The organism is Pseudoalteromonas sp. MMG006, assembly GCF_018101025.1.
Classification (GTDB): domain Bacteria; phylum Pseudomonadota; class Gammaproteobacteria; order Enterobacterales; family Alteromonadaceae; genus Pseudoalteromonas.
Genome location: NZ_JAGJEJ010000005.1, coordinates 185730 through 206682 on the forward strand (window position 1 = coordinate 185730; position 20953 = coordinate 206682).

Genomic DNA, 20953 nt, shown 5'->3' on the forward strand with positions numbered 1-20953 from the left:
TGTTTGAATTTTATATGTCGTTATCGCCTATTTGTGTGGAAAATCCCACGACATAGGCTCTGCCTAACCTCAAAACCAAACACACGCTGCAAATTCAATCCCGAAAGATCAACGTACCCTAGTGAGTATTTAGACTAACCTAGCAAAGGCGTAAAATGCCAGTCAATTTAGACGCTTAATACTGAAATAAATTCACGTTTAAGCTGTATGTATTAACGAGATGCTAACCATTCTTGTAATTTAACTTGCGAGCCTTTAACTTGCTCCATTAATGAGCTTGAAGCATCAGTAGCTTGCGCTAAATCGTCAACAGTTAAGCTTTGTTCAATAATACGAGAAACTTCAGCTAAACTTGATGCGCCAAACTGTGCAGCGTTAGACTTTAAACTGTGAGAGTTACGAATAGCCGCTTCTTTATCTTGGCCAATAGTTGCCATAACATCTGTACCTAAACGTTCAAATTCTGCACAGCAAAAATCAAGCGTATCCGGAAATTGTTCACCTAATAACGATTCCATACTTTCTAATGCAGATTCATCAATACTAATTTGTGTCATATTTTAAGCCCTTAAAAACTATCCGTGTTAAATCTATGTCAATACTATTACTGTATATTGATGCGTAAAAAAAACCAACTTAATTACCTCATAAATGTATAATTATGAGGATCATACTGAAAAAAGTTTATTAAATGGCACGCACTCTTTGTAATAATTGTAGTTTTTCTATCTCAACCTGTATTTGTAATGCTATTGAGCAAGTTAATAACCGCGTGAGCGTTATTATTCTACAACACCCTAGTGAAGAAAAAATAGCGAAGAATACCGCTAAGTTACTTAATTTAAGTCTTAGCGATTGCCAAATAATCAAAGGTGAAAATAATAGCGACTTTGTTATATTAAAAAGCCTGCCTTTAGAAACAACAGTTTTACTTTACCCTAATGAGCTTGCTATAAATTTAGATGAGAAAGCTCAAAGCACAAAGTTAAACAATATCACTCATTTAGTCGTAATAGATGGTACATGGAAAAAAGCCTACAAAATATTTCAGCTCACCACTTTATTAAACCAATTTAAAACAGTCAGCTTTAAACAATTGCCTAAAAACCGATACGTAATTCGCAAAGCCCCACGCGCTGATAGCCTCTCAACACTGGAAGCCGTTGCTCATAGTTTATTTTTAATAGAGCAGTTAAACCCTGCCCCACTTTATAATTTATTGGATGAATTAATACAAAAACAAACCCAACACATGCCTGAGCATGTAAAAGCACGTTACCAATATTAAGCGACATAAACTTAAATGCGTAATTACCCCAATAGATTAAAACGAGGCTTTACTCGCCAAGGCCCTGACTATCGTTTTGATGACCAAGTCGACTTTAGCGACATAAGAAACACGTTTGGATTTAGATCGATGGTAGTAGGTAAATGGGTAACCAAAGAAGAGCGCTTTATTAGTGCTAATTTAATTTACGATGCCCTCGCGGATCTTGCGCAAATATTGCATTTACCGCCCAAAGCAATTGGCCTTCGCGGTAAACTTAATTTTGCATTTGGCCACGGCGGGCAAAAAGGTGTGCAAGCACATTATAATGCCGCCGACCAAACGCTTGCTCTTGCAAAAAATGCCGGTGGCGGCGCATTAGCCCATGAATGGTTTCATGCATTTGATCATCATATAAGCGAGCATTTATTTGCAGCAAAACCTCGCTTTGGTTTTGCATCAAAGCTTTGGCTTTCAAACACACCTAACTTAGCTCACCCACTTAATAGTGCGCTTAACGACTTTTACAAAAACGTATTTTTAGATTTAAATGGGGAAGATGCGAATGAATTTGTACAAATGTGCATAAAACACGACCAAGCGCATAACATGAACTACATGAGCATGCCTGAGGAATTAGCAGCGCGCTGCTTTGAAGCCTGCATAGATGCCCACAGCACTATTCAAAATAGCTTTTTGGTCAGTGGCTTAAAAAGCAGTAATTTAATATACCCAAATGCTCAGCATATTAATAAAACAAATAAAGCGCTTAACCATTATTTTGAACTACTGGGCTATGCGCTTCATAAAATTGACGAGTAATGTCTATATTAGGCGGTTATTTATCATCACTAATACGGCTTGCTACCGCACTGCTTTGATCTTTATATTTTGCATCTTTACGAATGTTGTATGGGTTTTCGCACGGGCCTGAGAGCATTTCAAAACTCATTGCACCAATTTTCATCATTGGGCGCAGCGCTAGTGGTAGCTTACCTGAGTTATAAAATTCTAAAACAATATTACCGCTCCAGCCCGGGTCGATTCTGTGCGCTGTTACGTGCACCATTAAACCTAAGCGGGCAAGCGATGAACGCCCGTCTAACCAGCCTACTATATCGGCAGGTAACGTTACTTTTTCATGGGTAATGGCCAGCGCAAGCTCGCCTGGGTGCAAAAAGAAAGCTTCGCCATCGGCAAGCTCTATCTCTTCACTCATTATTGATTCCATGGCTTTATTTAGTTGATCTTTAGGGCCGCTTAAGTCTACGTACGCTGCATTGTGTGCGTTAAAAGTTCTAAACTTATTCCCCAAACGTAAGTCTGCTGTAACACCCGAAATCATTTCGCTCGTTGGCGCAGGCTCAATAACAATACGGCCGTCATTTAAGTATTCTTTAATATGTGTGTCTGAAAGTCTCATTTTTAATCTTCTGTAATCACAATTTCAATCGCATTGTGGTGCTGTTGATAGTAAAGCGTGCTGGCCATTAGCCTCGCTGCTGCGCTGTATGTTTTACTTATTGCGGCGTTGTTATCGCTAGCAATAAGTTTACCTTGCTCAGAATATTCACGAATATCTGTCGCTAGTGGTATATGGCTTAGTATTGGAACGCCATGTTTGTGAGCAAGCTTTTCTGCGCCGTCTTTGCCAAATACATGGTTTGCTTCACCACAGTGAATACAAATGTAATGGCTCATGTTTTCAATTAAGCCTAGCACCGGTACGTTTACTTTATTAAACATAGCTATGCCCTTTTGCGCATCGGCTAGGGCTAAATCTTGTGGGGTCGTTACAATCACAGTACCACTTGAAGGCACCTTTTGGCTCATTGTCAATTGTATATCACCCGTGCCCGGTGGCATATCTACAATTAAATAATCAAGTTCACCCCAGTCAGTTTCGTTTAATAATTGGCTAAGTGCGCCCGATGCCATTGGCCCTCGCCACACTGTTGCGTCATCACTTGGCACTAAAAAACCGATTGATTGGGCTTTGATACCATTGGCGTCAAATGGCTGTAGTAGTTTGTTATCTTTGGTTTGTGGCCTTGCACCCACAAGCCCTAAAAGCATAGGAATAGACGGCCCATAAATATCAGCGTCTAAAATTCCTACTTTTGCGCCTTCATTTTTAAGCGCACCAGCTAAATTTACCGCAGTGGTTGATTTACCCACACCACCTTTACCCGAGGCAATAAGCACAATGTGTTTAATGGCTTTAAATTTGGCAGGCTCTTTAATGCTAACCACAGATTCAATGACCACGGGCACGCTTAAGCTTTCACTTACATGCTGCTCAACAAGGGGCATTTCTGATTGCGCTGCAAATGGCAGTGTAAGTTTTATAAGTATTGATTTATCGTCGTTTTGAGAAACAGAATCAATGAAGCTTTCATCAATACCCACGGCAAAAGCCGCGCTACGATACGCCGCTAAGGCAGTAATAATCGGTTGTTTTTGCACCGATTTAGAAGAGAATAGTTTCGACAGTCCAAACATAGCAATTAAATAGCGTTTCTTTGATGAAAAGTGCCACGGAATTATGTAACATTCAGGGCATTAACACCAGTCAATTAATAAAAATCCATAAGCTGTGCGCACTCTTGTCCTATAGCTTGTAGATAAATTACTGATAATCTCCATTTTCACTATTAAAATGATGAGTTATCCTCAATTCGGAATGATTATGACGCAGCGAAAGATCCTGATTACCAGCGCATTACCTTATGCTAATGGCCCTACTCACTTAGGCCATTTATTGGAATACATTCAAACTGATATTTGGTCACGTTTTCAAAAGCTACAAGGCCATGAAGCATATTATGTTTGTGCCGACGATGCTCACGGCACGCCAATTATGCTAAATGCGCAAAAGCAAGGGATCACGCCTGAAGAAATGGTTAAAAATGTAAGCATTGAACGCCAGCGCGACTTTGCCGACTTCAACATTAAGTTTGATAACTACCACAGCACGCACAGCCAAGAAAACAAAGAGTTTAGCGAACTTATTTATAACCGCCTAAACGATGCCGGTCATATTAAAAAGCACACTATTTCGCAATTGTTCGACCCTGAAAAAGGCATATTTTTACCCGATCGCTTTGTAACCGGAACTTGCCCAACGTGTAAGTCTGAAAACCAAAATGGCGACAGCTGTGATTCGTGTGGTGCAACTTACAGCCCAACAGAGCTAATCAACCCACGCTCTGTTATGTCGGGTGCTGAGCCTATTTTAAAAGATTCAGAGCATTACTTTTTTGACTTACCCGCATTTGAAGGCATGTTAAAAGAGTGGTTACACTCAGGTACTATTCAACAAGAAATGGCTAACAAGCTAGACGAATGGTTCACTGATGGCCTGCAGCAGTGGGATATTAGCCGTGATGCGCCTTACTTTGGTTTTGAAATTCCAAATGCACCAGGCAAGTACTTCTACGTTTGGCTAGATGCGCCAATTGGTTACATGGCAAGCTTTAAAAACCTGTGCGACACAAAAGGCATCGACTTTGATGCGTTTTGGGCTGAAGGTTCAGACGCAGAGCTATATCACTTTATTGGTAAAGACATTATTTACTTCCACAGTTTATTTTGGCCAGCAATGCTAGAAGGCGCTAATTTTAGAAAGCCAACTAACGTATTCGCTCATGGTTTTGTAACCGTAAATGGTGAAAAAATGTCTAAATCTAAGGGTACGTTTATTAAAGCGCGTACTTATTTAGATAACCTAAACCCAGAATATTTACGCTATTACTACGCAGCTAAATTAAACAGCGGTATTATTGACCTTGATTTAAACCTAGAAGATTTTGCACAACGTGTAAACTCAGACCTAGTAGGTAAAGTGGTAAACATAGCGAGCCGTTGTGCCGGCTTTATTACTAAAAAGTTTGATGGCAAGCTAAGTAGCACCATTATGCAGCCAGAACTACTTGAAGAGTTTCAAGCAGCGGCACCTAGTATCACAGCTCATTATGAGAAGCGTGAATACAGCCGTGCAATTCGTGAAATTATGGCCCTTGCCGACAAAGCAAACCAATTCATTGATGCAGCAGCGCCATGGGTACTTATTAAAGACGAAGCAAAACAACAAGAAGCACACGAAGTATGTTCGCTTGGACTTAACTTATTCCGCGTGTTAATTACTTATTTAAAACCTGTATTACCAGGTATGGCTGCAAATGTAGAAGCCTTTTTAAATGACGACCTAGCATGGGATGGTGTTCAAAATGCACTAGTAAACCACCCTATTAATAAGTTTAAGCCGTTAATGCAACGCGTAGAAATGGATAAAGTAAATAAAATGGTTGAAGAATCAAAAGAAAGCCTAGAGTCAAAAGTAACGATTGACCCAAATAGCCCACTTGCAAAAGAGCCAATTAGCGATGAAATTGAGTTTGATGACTTTGCAAAAGTAGATTTACGCGTAGCTAAAATTGCAAAAGCAGAGCACGTTGAAGGCGCCGACAAACTACTTAAGCTAACACTTGATTTAGGTGGCGAAACTCGCCAAGTGTTTGCAGGTATTAAATCAGCTTACGCACCAGAGGATATCGAAGGTAAGCTTACAGTAATGGTTGCAAACCTTAAGCCACGTAAAATGCGTTTTGGTATGTCTGAGGGCATGGTACTAGCCGCAGGCCCTGGCGGTAAAGAAATCTACATTCTTAACCCAGACGATGGCTCAGAGCCTGGTATGCGTGTAATGTAATTTAATACTTAAAATAAACCGCTGATATCAGCGGTTTTTTTATAATTAAAAAGCGTCTATACGTATAACTTTTCATTAAATAATGTGAATTAAAATTATGAGCCAAATTTTGGATAACAACAGAGCAAAAATAAGCAACTAAATAAAGCTGCATAATTTACTTGTCATACTTCGCCAATAGCAGCAAAACGATATATCCCCATTAATTGATTGTTTAGAATCACATCATACTTGGCTATAAGAAAGAAATAGCAAAGGCATATACCTCTTATAAAAACGCACTTATTGGTGCAGGTACAATAATAAATACCACCCTTGCCCAGCAAGCTATTGATGCTGGCACGCAGTTTATCGTAACGCTAAATACCAACAAATCGGTTGTCGAACTCGCCCTCCAGCATGGGTTACCCGTACTAATGGGCGCGCTCACACCTACCGATGTAGCAAATGCAATTGAATATAACGCTGATATTATTAAAGTATTTCCTGCTGGCAGTATGGGCGTTGGTTACTTTAAAGCATTAACAGGCCCATTTTCAGAGGCAAAACTAATGCCTGTTGGCGGTGTTAATTTAGATAATTTATCACAATGGTTTGAAGCAGACGCTTGCGGCGCTGCAGTCAGTGGCGATTTTTGTAAGGTATTAAATACTGAACAAGAACGTAGTGACCTTACCAAACTTGTAAAAAAATATATAAGTAAACTGCCTAAATAGGCAGTTATACTTTAACTATAAAATTAATCGTCTTTTTTAATTGAGCTTTTTCAATACGCGGTCTTTTCTTGGTAGGTAATAGTTATCGTAATCAAGAGACACTATAACGCGCTCTGCTTTTCCTAATAACTCATCACGCGGAATTAAACCAATTACACGCGAGTCAGCGCTATTATCGCGGTTATCACCCATTGCTAAGTAATAATCATCAGGAATTGTAATTGCATCAAACCCCGATAAACGTGAAGGAATATTTGCCACTCTTATCGAATGCTCTAGCCCGTTTAAATTTTCAATTTTATCAAGCGAGTCTATGTTACTTCGCTGATCTGCATAATTAAGCTTTTGACCATTAATAATGAGCTCATTGTTTTCAAGTGCGACCGTATCGCCAGGTATGCCTATTACGCGCTTAATTAACCGATTATCAGCTGCTTGTGAGTCAAATACAATAATATCGCCAGTTTGTGGGTCTGCTAATTTTAATAGTTTAATATGAGTGAACGGCACACGAATGTCGTAAGCCATTTTATCTGTTAAAATTCTGTCGCCTTCTTGAATAGTCGGCTTCATTGAGCCTGTAGGTACTTCGTACCAATCAGCTACGGCACTTCTAAATACACTCATCAGTGCAATGAAGACGATGAGAGAACGGTTATTTTTCCAAAACTTATAAACGAGTTTCATATCTATTCCCTTTACTTGAACAAGTCTCTAATTGAGTAAGTCATTATATGACTTAATTACTTCGCTACAGTTCAATTAAGGATGTAACAAAACATGTTTACACCTAATTTTAAATGATCGATTAAATTTAAGGCCCGTAACAGTTAATGAAACCAACGAGCATTAACTTAAAGGAAATTAACATGTTTAAGAAAATTACTATGCATTATTGTTCACCACTGCAAGCTTTGGATTTTCTACAATGGCTTATGCTGATCATCATGGTATGAAAAAAGATGTTGTCGAAGTAGCCGTAGAAAATGGCTCGTTCACTACTCTTGTTGCTGCTGTTAAAGCCGCAGGCTTAGTTGAAACACTGCAAGGTAAAGGACCGTTTACTATATTTGCACCAACGGATGCTGCATTTTCTAAGTTACCTGAAGGCACAGTCGAAATGCTACTCAAGCCTGAAAACAAAGATAAGCTAACGGCGGTACTAACTTACCACGTAGTGTCTGGAAAAGTGATGGCGGCCGATGTAATGAAGGTAGATAGTGCGAAAACACTACAAGGCCAATCCGTTATGGTTAAAGCCAACAGCATGGGCGTAATGATAAATGACGCCAAAGTTGTAAAAGCTGATGTAAAAGCAAGCAACGGCGTGATCCATGTAATCGACACCGTACTTCTGCCAAAAGAGTAAGTGTATAGAATCAACCAAATAAAAAGCATAAGCGAACACTTATGCTTTTGTCTATTATAGTACAACAAGTTATTGATTTAGTTTTTCTTTAGCTTCTTTTACTTTTTCAAAATCTAATCCAAGTTCGTCAGTTGCCTCTTTAATAAGATGCGGTTGAGTCATTACCACGGCCATTAATTGCTGTAACTTCTCAGGTGGAATACCAAGCTCTTGTACTAATGCCATTGCCATCATTGGATTTTGAGTAAAGGCTTCAAACAATGCTTTTACTTTTTCGTCGCTTACATTGTGCTCTTTAAGTATTGCTAGTATTGGGTTCATTTTTAACCTTGTGTGTTTTATACATATTTTATATTTACTAAATTATATTAGCTGAGCCATGCATTAACAACGTCAACACACGTCTCAGTGTTACATCTCACGGTTATTCTACAAGTAATACCACTTTACCCGCGTTTTCATTACGCTCTAATATAGCGTGCGCTTCATTTGCATCGTTCCAAGGGAGCGTTTTATACACGTTAAAGTCGTATTTTTTAGCGGCAATATCATTATAAAAACGTGCCACTAAGTCATCGCGCACTTTGCGCTTAAACTCAATACTGCGATTTCTAAGCGTTGAGGCATGAAAGGAAATACGCTTTTGTAAAAGTGCCGCAAAATCAACCTCTGCAAAGCGCCCATCTAAAAAGGCAAGCATAACAATTTGACAATCCATCGCTGCAATGGCGGCATTTTTATTTAAGTAACTACCTGAAACAGGATCTACAATTACATTAGCTGTTAACTCATTTGCTTTCATATATTCTACAAAGTCAGTGGTTTTGTAGTTAATTGCATGATCAGCACCGAGTTCTTTTGCGTGTTGGCATTTATCATCTGTGCCTGCGGTGATCACCACCGTAGCTCCAGCACTTTTAGCCATTTGAATAGCTGCACCGCCTACACCACTTGCCCCTGCATGTATTAGCGCTGTTTGGCCTTTTCGTAATTTACCAAGTTCAAACATGGCACCAAAAGCAGTTAAATACACTTCACTAATGGCTGCCCCTTCAACCATGGTTAGCTCATCGGGTAATTCCATTAATTGTTTGGCATCTACAGCAACATATTCACTATAAGCACCACCTGCGCATAAGCTAAAAATGCGTTTATTTAACCAGCTTTTGTCAACTTCGCTACCAAGCTCAACTACTGTGCCTGCGCACTCTAAACCTAAAATGGGGCTATCGCCCTCTGGCGCCGGATATTTACCTTGGCGCTGCATACAATCTGCACGGTTAACACCTATTGCGGCAACTTTAACTAATACTTCATGGCTTTTTAAAACCGGTTCGTCGGTTTCACTCAATGCAAGGGTGCCACCCTCATGAGAAATATATTTCATTGTTGCTCCGTATTAAGTTTTATCATAATAGTTAAGACATGGGGTTAGTTATTTTTATTTAAACCGCCAACTTTGTTTATACGGGTACACATCGGGCAAGTAACCTGCTTTTATTTGCTGTTGGCAACCTTGCCAAAATTCAGCTAAAAACAAATTACTGTGCAAATTATTAAAATGGTTAAACGCAGCGTCATTTGCGCTAAAAAACACCTTAAATTGACTCGGGAATATATCATTTTCTGCTATATCAAAGTAAGTATTACTGCTTAACTCCTCAAGCGCATTTTGAGCATTTGGCACGTCCCTAAAGTGACAATCGGTAAGTGGGCATATTTCATCATAATCGTAAAATACAACACGCCCCCAACGGGTTACACCAAAGTTTTTCATAAGCATATCGCCAGGAAATATATTGGCAGCGGCAAGGTCTTTAATCGCTTTACCGTAGTCGTCCATAACTTGCTGTAATGCTTTGTTATTACAACTATTGATATACAAGTTAAGTGGCGTCATTTTGCGCTCAACATACACGTGCTTTAAAATAAGTGCCTTGCCGGATATAACCATACTGCTGCCAATTTGCGTTTTCATTTGGTTAAGTAGCTCGTCGCTAAAGCGGCTTAGGTCAAACGCTAAATATCTAAACTCATGCGTGTCTACCAGACGACCTACCCGGTCGGCTTGTTTTACAAAATTGTACTTGTCTTTCACTTGCGCTTTAGTAGCTGTTTTTGGCGCGCTAAATTTGTCTTTTATTACTTTATAAACGTAGTCAAGCCCTTCAATAGTAAATACCAGCATAACCATACCAGGGGTGCCAGGCGCTGTTATGTATTTAAAAGTAACAGGGCTATTTTTAGTGGTATCAACCTTGTAACGGTAAAACTCTGTTTTAGCATGCTTAATAAAACCAATCGCATTAAATAATTCAAAGCGTTTTTTATGGGCCATAAGCACACTTAAGTAATCCACATAACGCGCGGGTTGGTCGGTATCCACCATAAAATAGGTGCGGGCAAAACCAAACAGCAAACTAAGCTGATCAGCACCCATCATTACGGCATCAAGCTTTAGCCCTTTACTGGTATTTAAAATAGCGATGGCAAACGGCATATTGTCGCCATTTTTAGCAATACAGCGCCCTATTAAATAACAGGCTTTATTTCTAAAAAATAATGAGTTGGCGTATTCAATATACCCGTCGTTTAAATTTATAAGTTCGTACACCTGTTTGCATTGCTGCTTTGCACCTGCCATTAACGTTGTTTGTAATGCCTGTAAATCAGCGTCTAAATTACTAAAAGGCACTCTAAATGCTTGGCGGGTAATAAGTATTTTAACCGCATGGTTAAACCCATCTTTAAATGATATTCGGCTAACTAAATTTTCGTACGAGCGTGGCTCGCTTCTGTACTTTGCCTTTAATACAAACAAATGTACGGTACGAATTTTTTTATCATCCCAAATAGCACCAAAAGTAGAATTAAAAAAGGTATGCGCGATGGGTTTGTTTTCATGATTTTGTACCATATCGCCGTATATATTTTTCGCCAATTGCCACGTTTGCGGGCAATTAAGCTCGCTGTAAGCAATAACCCGCACCGCATTACTCACATTTTTCACTTCACGTTCGTACACTTGTAAGCGCTCTCGCATGGCAGTTTGTACATCGTGATATTTTTGTTGTTCAAACCTGCTTTGCGCACCCAGTGTTATATTTAAAAATTGCGCAAACATCGCTTCAAAGCCTGCAAAAACAGCGCGAGCCAACTTAGTGGCTATAACTTGTTGTAGCGCATTATCTGGTTGAGTAGTTGACGTTTTTTGCATATTTACATTACTTTTATTTTTACCACTTATAGCGGTTATTTTTATTAATTGTTTACACCTTAGCAAGCAGGCTTTAATTTAGGTAATTAATAAAGCATATAAATAAAATTGATCATATGAATATACGTAACGTCGATCTCAACTTATTAGTGTACTTAAACGTACTCATTGATGAAAAAAGTGTTTCAAAAGCTGCAAATAAACTCGCGCTAACACAACCAGCCATGAGTAACGCACTTAAACGATTGCGTGATTTATTTGACGACCCGCTACTTGTGCGTGCCGCAGGATCAATGACGCCAACAGCTAAAGCACTTAGCTTAAAACCAGAGATAGAATCGCTTTTAAAAATGGCCGAAGCTATTACGCAGCCTAGTGAGCAATTTAACCCTGCTACCGCTGAGGTTACCTTTAGAATAATGGCAAACGACTACATTGAGTCGAGTTTAATTGCCCCTTTTATTACCGAGCAGCTTAGTAAAAACCCCGGCGTTAACTTTGATGTACTCGGCCCAAGCGATGTAAACCTGCAAGATATGGAAAAAGGCACTATCGATTTAGCTATAAATCGTTTTAACGGCCTACCACGCTCGTTTCATCAAGCCAGTGTATGGCGCGATAATTACTGCTGTTTAACACATCCTAAAAATACGTTTTTACAACACTCTAGCCTTGATGATTACCTACAAAAAGAACACATTTGGGTAAACCGAGCAGGCTGGGGGCCTGAGGCTGCCGTTACTAATAAATCAGGAAAGCAAAAGTTAGGCTGGGTAGATGAAGCACTGTGGCAGTTAGAGCAAACTCGCAAAATACGGGTATTTACACGCCATTACATGATTGCAAGTTTGCTATGCCAATCAGAGCAACTTATTGCCACCTTACCGCGCAGGCAAGCTAAGTTATTAACAACCCACACCAACTTAGTGATAAGCCCTGTGCCATTTCAAATAGTCCCTATAGAGGTAAAAATGATCTGGAGCCCACTACTTCATCATGCACCTGCACACCAATGGTTACGTCGTGAACTGCTCGAGTTTGCTAAAACGGTAGAAGATAGGTAATTTATTAACGCCTCATTAGGCACAGAAACTTTCAATATTGTGCATGATGTTAACGGCTTACTTTTAGTTGAAGAATGTAATGATAAACAAACTTAATAATAAGAATACCGAGACAGTTAATATAATATTTGCTGTATTTCAAAAATCCTATGCAATTGAGGCTAAATTGATAGGTGCGCTTAACTTTCCTCCTTTAGCACGTAATGCCGAAGATATTAAAAAGTCAGAAACAACCTTTTATGGCTTCACCGAAAATGAATGTTTAGCAGCCGTTATTGAAGTAAATATAAACAATGAGTGTTTAGATATTTGTAGTTTAACCGTTGATCCTAGTTATTTTAAAAAAGGTATCGCAAGTAAGCTAATAAATTATGTTTTAGCAATGGGTGATATTTCTCGTGCAAGAGTTGAGACTGCGGTTGCTAATACTCCCGCAATAAATTTATATAAAAAGCATGGTTTTGTGGAATTCAAAAGATGGACTCCTTCACATGGTATCGAAAAGCTGGCTATGTCGGTAATTACTTGAAGCAGTACTTTAAAATAGGTAATAAAAATGGATAGTACATCTATAATTGCATGGAGTGTTTTATTTGGCGGCATAGGCATTGGCTACCTTACTTACGGACGAAGAAAAAAAGCCGTAGTGCCACTTTGTATTGGTTTATCATTATTGGTATTTCCGTACTTTATGAGTAGTGTTAGCAGTTATTAATTGTGGGTAGTATTTTAGTAGCTATTCCCTATTTTATTAAAATTTAACATTGCTGTCGCTAAAGCTAAATAAAATGAATGCTCAAATAAAAAAGCGCCATGGTATTCAACTTTGGGAAAATACCATGGCGCTTTTGAAATCGTAGAAATAGGAGTGAACCCTACCCTTTATGTTTAGCAACCTTGATGCCAACCTAACTAAAAGAAAAAAGACATTTGAAATCATAAAGCTAACACAGCTATGTTTTTTCTTATTATTTAACATGTACCAGTTTTGTGCATTTTAATAGGTTTTTGCACCACTTTAATTACATATGCTAAGTGAAGTTAAACCTGCCTTTACTTAGTTACAATTTTAATATTGATAAAATCAATATCAGTTATTGAAAACAACAATTTCATTAATATTACTCTTGGCGCTAAAGTGAAGTTAAGCCAACAAACTAAGAGTAATCATTATGACAACATCAAGCTTCACACAACAAGACGGGTTATTTATAGATACTAATTTACATCAGTTTATTACCCAGCAGTTATGCACTAAAACCAATACCACAGACGCATACCAAGCGCTGGCTACATTAGTTGATGAGTTTGGTTGTAAATGCCGTAAAACAAAACATCAACCCGATGATATTTTAGAAGTAGATACTCTATTAAACGCGTACCAGCTTCATGATCACCCTCGCTGTCATGTAGATGCGCAAACAACTGAAGCAGTTTTAGATGAATATTGCTGCCAAGTTCCAGCAATTATTGTTGTAGCCTTAATAGATACGCTTAGCGGTACACAGTGCGATGAGCCAAATGCACACGATATTTACCACCGTGCAGCGCAGTTAACTAATCGTCCTTGCGTACATAGAGTAAAAACTGCATCAGCAGCTTAATAATGGAAGTGCTTAAAAGTGCTCGATAACCTTTTGTGCGAAGTCTGAGCAGCTTAAGGTTGTCGAGTTATGAGCATCGCTTGCAACCTCTTGGCGCGCTTGCGCTAAATCAAATGTTAGCTCTGCATTTTTAAACGCACTCTCTAATGCGTTTTCAATAAGTAATGCACTTTTATCCCACCCCATAAACTTAAGCATTAAAACCGCACTTAAAATACTGCTACTAGGGTTTGCTTTATTTTGCCCTGCTATTCTCTCAAACGTGCCATGAGTTGGTTCAAAAAATGCCACATCGTTATTAAGGTTTGCTGCGGGCATAATTCCTACTCCCCCAACTTGTGCACTGAGCATATCGGCTAAAAAGTCACCATTTTGATTTGTTGTTGCTACCACATCAAATTGCTCGGGGTTCATTAAACATTGTTGCAGCATATTATCGGCTATCACTTCTTTAATTATTAAAGGCGATTTATTTGCTCTGGCTATTTCAAGCCAACGGCCGTTTTCATGTGCAGTGGCATTAAACTCACTTTGTGCCAACGCAAAACCCCAACGTTTAAATGCGCCATCGGTAAATTTAAGTACATTTCCTTTATGCACAAGTGTTAGCGATTCGCTGTTATTTTTAAGCGCGTAATTAATTGCATACCGAACAAGGCGCTCAGCGCCCTCTTTAGATATATTTTTTATACCTATGCCACACTCTTGTGAAAACCTTAGGCGTGTTACGCCCATTTCTTCGCATAAAAAATCCAGCATTTTTTCGCTTTCTACGCTGCCTGCTTGCCACTCTATTCCTGAATATACATCTTCACTGCTATCACGCAACACGGTAATGTTAGTTAAAAAAGGATTTTTTAAAGGTGATGGCAACGCACTAAAGCCTTTAATAGTGCGCATATTTACAAATAGATCCATCTCGTGTCTAAGCGCTACATTTAATGAGCGAAAACCTCCGCCAAGTGGTGTAGTTAACGGTCCTTTAATTGCTATTTTGCAGGCTCGCACGGCGTTAATGGTTTCTTGAGGGAACCAATCCCCATCATATAATTTTGCAGCTTGCTCGCCGTTGTATACTTGCATCCAGTGAATTTTTCGAGCATTGCCATAACAGTGCTCTATGGCATTATTAACAACGTGCTGCATTGCAGGTGTTACCTCTTGCCCTACACCATCGCCATTAATGTAAGCAATTATAGGATTTACAGGAACATGCCACTGGCCTTTAGCATCTATAGTTATATTTTTTCCGTGCTCTGGAATTCTAATATGCTGATAAGCCATGGTTAATACCTATACCAAAAATAGTGTTAGCTGATTAAAGCATGCCTGATAGAACATGTATGTAACTTGCTTTTTATAATTGATATTAGTTAAAAAAATAGCAAATTAAATGTGCTTATTTCAGTAAATAACGGGTCTTAATATCGAGCATAAATTTAATTTAAAGGAGGTATAAATGAAGTTACTTTGGCTATGTTTGTTCTTAATGTGTTCTTTTAAAACCTTTGCTATTGATGTGGTTATTCATAATTTAGACTCCCTTACAACTAATGGGCAAGAAACAGTAGCTACATGGATAGACCAGAGCCTTGCAAAAACGCAAAATACGCTAGGTCCATTAAAGCAAACCACTCTACCTATATATTTAAAGCCGCAATACTTTGCTTTTGAACCGGTGCCGTGGGCCAGTGTAAAACGTAATAACCCCGATGGGCTTGAGCTGCATATTGACCGCTATGCAAACTTAAATGCATTTACAAAAGATTGGACGCTATACCATGAGCTTTCGCACTTATATTTGCCATTACTACCTTACACTGGTTTTTGGTTAAGTGAAGGATTTGCCAGTTACATGCAAAACGTAATAATGCGTGATAGCGGTGTAATTAGCCAAGGACAGTTTGTTCAGCGCCTAAACGCAGGGTTTGAGCGAGCGCGCTTACAAACTAAAACAAAGCAACAACCCCTTAATGAGCTTTCAAGTGATATGTGGAGGCAACGTGCACAACAACGCGTTTATTGGACCGGGGCAGCTTTTTTTGTAGAAGCTGATTTAGCCTTGCAAAAGCAAGGACTAAGCCTAGCGAGTGTTATAAAGCGGTATCAAGCATGTTGTAGAACCGCTCGTTCAAGCGCAAAAACATTTATAAAAGAGCTTGATAAGCTCTCGCGAAGCAGTGTTTTTACCACGCTTTATGCCAAATACAATACACGTACCGATTTTCCTGCGGTGACAAAAGCGCAGCTTAATAAGCTTTAGCGCTATTTATATAATGGGTGTACTCATCAAATGCTGTTGCGTTGAAGTTTACTGAGTATTGGTTCATAAAGCCGTGTAAAAATGGCGTCTTAGTACACTTAACACCTGCTTTTAACGCTAAAAAATTAATAACGTCATCAACATTAAAGTGGAGCTCATGCTGCGGGAATATAAATTCACATGGTATCGTTGCTTGGATATCTAAATTATTTCTAATTTGCGATGGGTAAAAGCCAATGAGCTTTTTAAGATGTGGATTGCCTGTTAATAACTGTGCTCGCCATGCTGCACTTGCGCCGGCACTAAATGCAATACACACAGTGGGAGAATCGAGCTCGTCAAATACATTTTTAACTTTAGCTGCGTAATTATCATGGCCACTATTTTTTATAAATTTATCATAATAATATTGTTCAGTATCATATGGTTGCACTTCGTCATCGTAGGGCTCTATAATCACTGTTTTAGCCATTATCGCATCTGATAACTTGGTTAAAGCGGGTGTTAATCCAAAAATATCGCTGACTATTATGTAATTCATACTTACCTTTTTATAGTTAAAAGCATCGCTTATAAGCAGTTGATAAAGTTAAGTATAAATAATTATTAAATAAATAGCTTGCACACATTTTTTATTTGGGGTACCTTTCCTCTCTGGTTTTAAAAAACCACCGCGGTTAACCTTTTTACCCTGATCCAGTAAGCCCCGCAAAACGTATATTTGAAAGCTAAGTTATTGTACGGCGAGAACCCCTTAAAAATACCGAGATGATTTATGAATCATCGCAAAAGTGTCATAAAGATCGTCAACACTGTAATGAAGCTAAACACAACATCGTTAATTTATTGACTGCAATTTGCTATAAAAATATAGCGCAGAATAAATAACAAGAATAAAGTGAGTTTTATTATGTCTTATAAATATAATGGGTCTATGATCCAAATCGCACATCCAGTGCAATCAATTTCTGTAAATAAACATCGTGTTATCTTTAGTGATACACAAGGTTTAAAAAATGCATTATTTCAAAAAGCGAGTGATGCACGTCAATTTGTTAAGTGGCTAAAAGCTAGCTAAACAATATATAACTTGAATTGCCTCTTATTATTGCAATTATTGATAAAAATTATGCCAGCCTTGTTGCTGGCATTTTACTTTTTAACACTTTGATGCCTACAATAGAGCTATAATAATAATTACTGGTAGCTGCTGTAATGCGCCGTGTATTTTTAAGCTTATTACTATTTTTTTGTTTAACCTCAATCAGTAATGCTAGAACTATTAATTGGTTAGCACACGACTTTGCACCCTATTATATTTTAAATGGCCAATCCCAACATCAAGGCCGTGATGAAAGTATTATTACTCTGCTCGAAAAACAGCTCCCCAATATTACTTTTAACCGTATGATCATCCCCTCTGGTAAAGTAGTTCAAGAGCTATCTAATACTTCACATAACGCTTGCGCGTTGTCTCTTTATAAAAATAAGTTTAGAAAACAGCATATTTACTTTACTGATGAGAGTTCGACGACAGGTTTATCTCCTTCTATTGCTATGCACACACGTTTAGCAAATGCGTTAGAGCTTAAAGATGCGAACGAGGTGTCTTTACTTGAACTAATACAAGATAAAAAGCTCACGCTTGGTGTGTCTATGAGCCGCTCTTACGGTAAAGAAATAGATACTGTTATAAACAGTACACCAGACATAGACCTAGTTATACGCCCTACTCGCGATAGCTTAGCAAGCTTAACGTACATGCTTAATTTAAAAAGAATTGATATTTTATTAGGTTACCCAAGCGAGCATTACTACTTAGCTAAATCGATGCATTTTGATAAAAACCTCACACAGCGCCCACTTAAAGAAGCGCCCGCTTTAAGTTATGGATATATTGGCTGTACTAAGAATGCACAAGGTGCTGAGGATATAAAAATACTTAACGAACAACTTAAAAAAATTAAACACACCAAGCAATATAACGAATTACTTATGCGCTGGCTGCCAGAGCACTTAAAACCTTTATTTCAACAAAGAATGTCACTAGCAAAAAAGTAACGCCCTTAATAACTGAGCTTTCACTTGAAGGTTATTTAAAGCACTACTTATGGAGGCTATATAGTAGCGTTTTCGCTTAAACTTACATAAATTAAGCTTTGTGGATTAACCTGCAAACACGTTATAAGCCCTTCTTTTATCAGCTCAAGCATAGCTATAAAACTAACTACTACACCGCTTCTGCCTTCACTTAGGGTAAATAGTTCATTAAATACAACAGCAGAATCAGCTTTAGATAGTTGCTGTAGTATTTGACTCATTCGTTCACGGGTTGATAGTACTTCAGCTGTTATTTGGTGATGCTCAAATGTTTTAGCTCGTGCCATTACATCGCTAAGTGCAAGCATTAAATCTTTAAGTTCAAGCTCTGGTAAGGATGGGCTATTATCACTTGCGGTTGGCATTGCGGCATGCGCAATAAAAATATCACGGCCAACACGGGGGATCTCATCTAGGTTTTCGGCGGCTGTTTTAAACTGCTCATATTCTTGCAGGCGTTTAATAAGCTCAGCACGGGGATCTTCTTCCTCTTCAAGTTCTTCGTGAACAGGTAATAGTAACCGCGATTTTATTTGTGCAAGCAGCGCCGCCATAACTAAATACTCGCCAGCGAGTTCTAGTTGAAATTCGCTCATCATTTCAACATAGCTTACATACTGTTCAGTGATGCTAAAAATAGAGAGCTCAAGCACATCTAGCTTATGCTTTTTAATTAAATACAGTAGTAAATCGAGTGGACCTTCAAACGTTTCTAAAATGATTTCAAGCGCATCAGGGGGAATGTACAAGTCTTCGGGTTTATCAACCACCGCTTTACCATGCAAAAAAGCCAGTGGCAGCTTTTGCTGCACTGGCTCAAGTTCATTCGATACACCGTTATTTTCGGGCTTGTCACTCAACAGTGTTTACTCAAACGGGCTAGTATCGCCACAGCCAACACGTAGTATTTTTATATCGTCTTCTGATAAATCAATTACTGTTGTTGCTTGTTCAGCTAAATAGCCACCGTGAATAATTAAATCGACGTGTTTATCTAAGCGCTCTAAAATTTCATCAGGATCTGATTCTGTAAACTCTTGCCCTGGTAAAATAAGTGAACACGACATAAGTGGCTCACCTAGTTCAGCAAGTAACGCACAGGCAATTGGGTGCTCAATAACACGCATACCTATGGTTTTCTTCTTTTCGTTTAATAAACGCTTTGGGACTTCTTTTGTACCTTTAAAAATAAAGGTATATGGCCCTGGCGTATTATTTTTAATTAATCTAAACAGTTGGTTATCTACTCTTGCATACGTAGCAAGCTCTGATAAGTCTCTGCAAACAAGTGTAAAGTTATCGTTTTTTTCAATGCCACGAATGCGCTCTATACGCTCTTTAGCTTGTTTGTTTCCTAGGTTACAGCCTATGGCATAACCAGAATCTGTTGGGTATACAACTACGCCGCCTTTTTTAATAATATCAACGGCTTGGTTAATAAGTCGTGGCTGCGGGTTATCAGGATGAATATGAAATAATTGACTCATGTTAATGCCCTTCTTGTCCTTCCCATGCTTGCCAAACACCTTGGCAGTCTTTAGGTAAGTATAAGTTTTTGCCAAGCTCTAAATAGCTTGTCGGAAAATGAAAATCAGACCCTTGCGAGCAGAGTAAATCGTACTCTCTGCTCAGTTCACCTAAAAATTGTCGTTCGCTAGGAGCTTGTTGAGGCTGTGCAACTTCCATTGCATCACCACCAACACTTTTATACTCGGTTAATAATTTACGCAACCATTTATTAGACATTTGATAACGCCCAGGATGTGCCACTACTGCAATACCTCCCGCTGAATGAATTGCTTCAATGGCGGTTTGCATATTGCACCAGTTGCTTGGCACATAGCCGGTTTTACCGCGACCTAAATATTTTTTAAATACACCCGGAAAGTTTTTAGCTACACCACGCTCTATAAGCGCGCGTGCAAAGTGCGCACGAGTAATTTGCGCGTCTTGTGCAAGCTCTTTGGCTTGCTCATAAATGCCATCAAAACCGTTTTTTGTAAGCCTTGCGCCTATTTCTAGCGCTCTGACTTCACGCTTTTGCTGCTGCTGCGTTAACAATGAAGTAAGGTCAAAATTATCAATATCAACATTTAACCCCACTATATGTATTTCGAAGCTTTCCCATTTGGTCGAAATTTCTACCCCGGTAATTAATGATAAAGGCAAATTTTCGGTTTTAATAAATTCTTGAGCGGGCTTAATAGCAGCCACAGTATCGTGATCGGTAATAGCAAACACATCTATATTTTTATCAACGGCGCGGGTAAGTAATTCTTCAACCGTTAACTGCCCGTCTGAATGCGTGGTGTGGCTATGTAAATCGTATTTTATCAAAAGAAAACTGCTTAAAATTAAGGGTTAATGGCGTTTATGTAAGTATAACAAGTTTTTTGACTAAATTGTTTTAAATAAACACTTGACACAAAAGCACTAGATACGTTTTACTGTAGCCACTTTCAGACACATTAAGAATTAATAAAAATGATCAATTCAATTCAAAACACTATTTGGTGGTGGCACTCATAATTATTGGGTGATGAATTGTCGTGTCTAGCAAAAATTCAAAACCCGCATTATGCGGGTTTTTTTATAACTAAATTTTACGTAATTATATTTTTTATTTTGAGGCAAAAAAACAT

Annotated in this window: 23 protein-coding genes and 1 pseudogene; 12 read left to right on the plus strand and 12 right to left on the minus strand. The window is 38.6% G+C overall.

The window, feature by feature from the left end:
- Positions 1–212: 212 nt before the first annotated feature.
- The gene (locus J8L73_RS07695; protein ID WP_211015894.1) at positions 213–557 is read right to left on the minus strand and encodes an Hpt domain-containing protein; all 345 of its coding nucleotides are present in this window, start codon (positions 555–557) and stop codon (positions 213–215) included.
- A 134-nt stretch (positions 558–691) separates the two neighbouring features.
- On the opposite strand from J8L73_RS07695, the gene J8L73_RS07700 reads away from it, so the two are divergent.
- Together J8L73_RS07700 and J8L73_RS07705 are read left to right on the plus strand one after the other, a co-directional pair.
- Positions 692–1288 (plus strand): tRNA-uridine aminocarboxypropyltransferase, encoded by a 597-nt coding sequence (locus tag J8L73_RS07700; protein WP_211015897.1) that lies wholly within the window; start codon positions 692–694, stop codon positions 1286–1288.
- Positions 1289–1303: 15 nt separating this feature from the next.
- On the plus strand, positions 1304–2089 hold the full coding sequence (locus J8L73_RS07705) for a CLCA_X family protein (RefSeq protein ID WP_211015899.1): 786 nt from the start codon (positions 1304–1306) through the stop codon (positions 2087–2089).
- A gap of 16 nt (positions 2090–2105) precedes the next feature.
- Here J8L73_RS07705 and dcd read toward each other — a convergent pair whose 3' ends face one another.
- Together dcd and apbC are read right to left on the minus strand one after the other, a co-directional pair.
- Positions 2106–2690, minus strand: a complete 585-nt coding sequence (gene dcd, locus J8L73_RS07710; RefSeq protein WP_104642497.1) for a dCTP deaminase — start codon at positions 2688–2690, stop codon at positions 2106–2108.
- Positions 2691–2692: 2 nt separating this feature from the next.
- Positions 2693–3769 carry an iron-sulfur cluster carrier protein ApbC gene (gene apbC, locus J8L73_RS07715; RefSeq protein ID WP_211015901.1) on the minus strand — a complete coding sequence of 359 codons (1077 nt, stop codon included), beginning with the start codon at positions 3767–3769 and terminating at the stop codon, positions 2693–2695.
- A 187-nt stretch (positions 3770–3956) separates the two neighbouring features.
- Here apbC and metG point away from each other — a divergent pair, with 187 nt between their 5' ends.
- Together metG and J8L73_RS19280 are read left to right on the plus strand one after the other, a co-directional pair.
- Positions 3957–5978 (plus strand): methionine--tRNA ligase, encoded by a 2022-nt coding sequence (gene metG, locus J8L73_RS07720; protein ID WP_211015904.1) that lies wholly within the window; start codon positions 3957–3959, stop codon positions 5976–5978.
- A 302-nt stretch (positions 5979–6280) separates the two neighbouring features.
- Entirely contained in the window at positions 6281–6694 is a 414-nt protein-coding gene (locus J8L73_RS19280; RefSeq protein ID WP_348771970.1) for a bifunctional 4-hydroxy-2-oxoglutarate aldolase/2-dehydro-3-deoxy-phosphogluconate aldolase, read from the plus strand.
- A gap of 36 nt (positions 6695–6730) precedes the next feature.
- On the opposite strand, the gene lepB is transcribed toward J8L73_RS19280, so the two are convergent.
- Entirely contained in the window at positions 6731–7381 is a 651-nt protein-coding gene (gene lepB, locus J8L73_RS07730) for a signal peptidase I (protein WP_211015906.1), read from the minus strand.
- 241 nt (positions 7382–7622) lie between these two features.
- On the opposite strand from lepB, the gene J8L73_RS07735 reads away from it, so the two are divergent.
- A complete protein-coding gene (locus J8L73_RS07735; protein WP_211015909.1) occupies positions 7623–8063 on the plus strand; it encodes a fasciclin domain-containing protein in 441 nt (146 codons plus the stop codon).
- Between the two features lie 69 nt (positions 8064–8132).
- Here the strand turns inward: J8L73_RS07735 and J8L73_RS07740 are convergent, their stop codons facing one another.
- From J8L73_RS07740 to aceK, 3 genes are all read right to left on the minus strand, one after another.
- Complete coding sequence (locus tag J8L73_RS07740; protein WP_007582532.1) at positions 8133–8384, minus strand: DUF2999 family protein; 252 nt, start codon at positions 8382–8384, stop codon at positions 8133–8135.
- 103 nt (positions 8385–8487) lie between these two features.
- The gene (locus tag J8L73_RS07745) at positions 8488–9450 is read right to left on the minus strand and encodes a zinc-binding dehydrogenase (RefSeq protein ID WP_211015911.1); all 963 of its coding nucleotides are present in this window, start codon (positions 9448–9450) and stop codon (positions 8488–8490) included.
- 54 nt (positions 9451–9504) lie between these two features.
- On the minus strand, positions 9505–11280 hold the full coding sequence (gene aceK, locus J8L73_RS07750; RefSeq protein ID WP_211015913.1) for a bifunctional isocitrate dehydrogenase kinase/phosphatase: 1776 nt from the start codon (positions 11278–11280) through the stop codon (positions 9505–9507).
- A gap of 116 nt (positions 11281–11396) precedes the next feature.
- Here aceK and J8L73_RS07755 point away from each other — a divergent pair, with 116 nt between their 5' ends.
- The 4 genes and pseudogenes from J8L73_RS07755 to J8L73_RS07770 all read left to right on the plus strand — a co-directional run bounded on the left by J8L73_RS07755 (position 11397) and on the right by J8L73_RS07770 (position 13948).
- Positions 11397–12344 carry a LysR family transcriptional regulator gene (locus J8L73_RS07755; RefSeq protein WP_211015915.1) on the plus strand — a complete coding sequence of 316 codons (948 nt, stop codon included), beginning with the start codon at positions 11397–11399 and terminating at the stop codon, positions 12342–12344.
- A gap of 79 nt (positions 12345–12423) precedes the next feature.
- Positions 12424–12873, plus strand: coding sequence for a GNAT family N-acetyltransferase (locus J8L73_RS07760; protein WP_211000241.1), 450 nt, complete (start codon positions 12424–12426; stop codon positions 12871–12873).
- Between the two features lie 27 nt (positions 12874–12900).
- Positions 12901–13106 (plus strand): annotated as a pseudogene (locus tag J8L73_RS07765) (hypothetical protein).
- Between the two features lie 410 nt (positions 13107–13516).
- Entirely contained in the window at positions 13517–13948 is a 432-nt protein-coding gene (locus tag J8L73_RS07770) for a hypothetical protein (RefSeq protein ID WP_211015917.1), read from the plus strand.
- Positions 13949–13960: 12 nt separating this feature from the next.
- Here J8L73_RS07770 and icd read toward each other — a convergent pair whose 3' ends face one another.
- A complete protein-coding gene (icd, locus tag J8L73_RS07775) occupies positions 13961–15232 on the minus strand; it encodes an NADP-dependent isocitrate dehydrogenase (protein ID WP_211015919.1) in 1272 nt (423 codons plus the stop codon).
- 175 nt (positions 15233–15407) lie between these two features.
- On the opposite strand from icd, the gene J8L73_RS07780 reads away from it, so the two are divergent.
- Positions 15408–16211, plus strand: a complete 804-nt coding sequence (locus tag J8L73_RS07780; protein WP_211015921.1) for a hypothetical protein — start codon at positions 15408–15410, stop codon at positions 16209–16211.
- Here J8L73_RS07780 and J8L73_RS07785 read toward each other — a convergent pair.
- Entirely contained in the window at positions 16198–16752 is a 555-nt protein-coding gene (locus tag J8L73_RS07785) for a hypothetical protein (protein ID WP_211015923.1), read from the minus strand. The genes J8L73_RS07780 and J8L73_RS07785 overlap by 14 nt on opposite strands.
- A 369-nt stretch (positions 16753–17121) precedes the next feature.
- Here J8L73_RS07785 and J8L73_RS07790 point away from each other — a divergent pair, with 369 nt between their 5' ends.
- Entirely contained in the window at positions 17122–17289 is a 168-nt protein-coding gene (locus J8L73_RS07790) for a hypothetical protein (RefSeq protein ID WP_007375427.1), read from the plus strand.
- A 137-nt stretch (positions 17290–17426) separates the two neighbouring features.
- On the plus strand, positions 17427–18272 hold the full coding sequence (locus tag J8L73_RS07795; RefSeq protein WP_211015925.1) for a transporter substrate-binding domain-containing protein: 846 nt from the start codon (positions 17427–17429) through the stop codon (positions 18270–18272).
- 56 nt (positions 18273–18328) lie between these two features.
- On the opposite strand, the gene J8L73_RS07800 is transcribed toward J8L73_RS07795, so the two are convergent.
- From J8L73_RS07800 to J8L73_RS07810, 3 genes are read right to left on the minus strand one after another with little or no spacing between them, the layout of a single operon-like run.
- On the minus strand, positions 18329–19171 hold the full coding sequence (locus tag J8L73_RS07800) for a ScpA family protein (RefSeq protein WP_211015927.1): 843 nt from the start codon (positions 19169–19171) through the stop codon (positions 18329–18331).
- Positions 19172–19177: 6 nt separating this feature from the next.
- Complete coding sequence (locus J8L73_RS07805) at positions 19178–19798, minus strand: L-threonylcarbamoyladenylate synthase (protein ID WP_058548994.1); 621 nt, start codon at positions 19796–19798, stop codon at positions 19178–19180.
- 1 nt (position 19799) lies between these two features.
- Positions 19800–20648: a PHP domain-containing protein gene (locus J8L73_RS07810; protein ID WP_211015929.1), complete on the minus strand. Its 849-nt coding sequence runs from the start codon at positions 20646–20648 to the stop codon at positions 19800–19802.
- Positions 20649–20953: the final 305 nt, after the last annotated feature.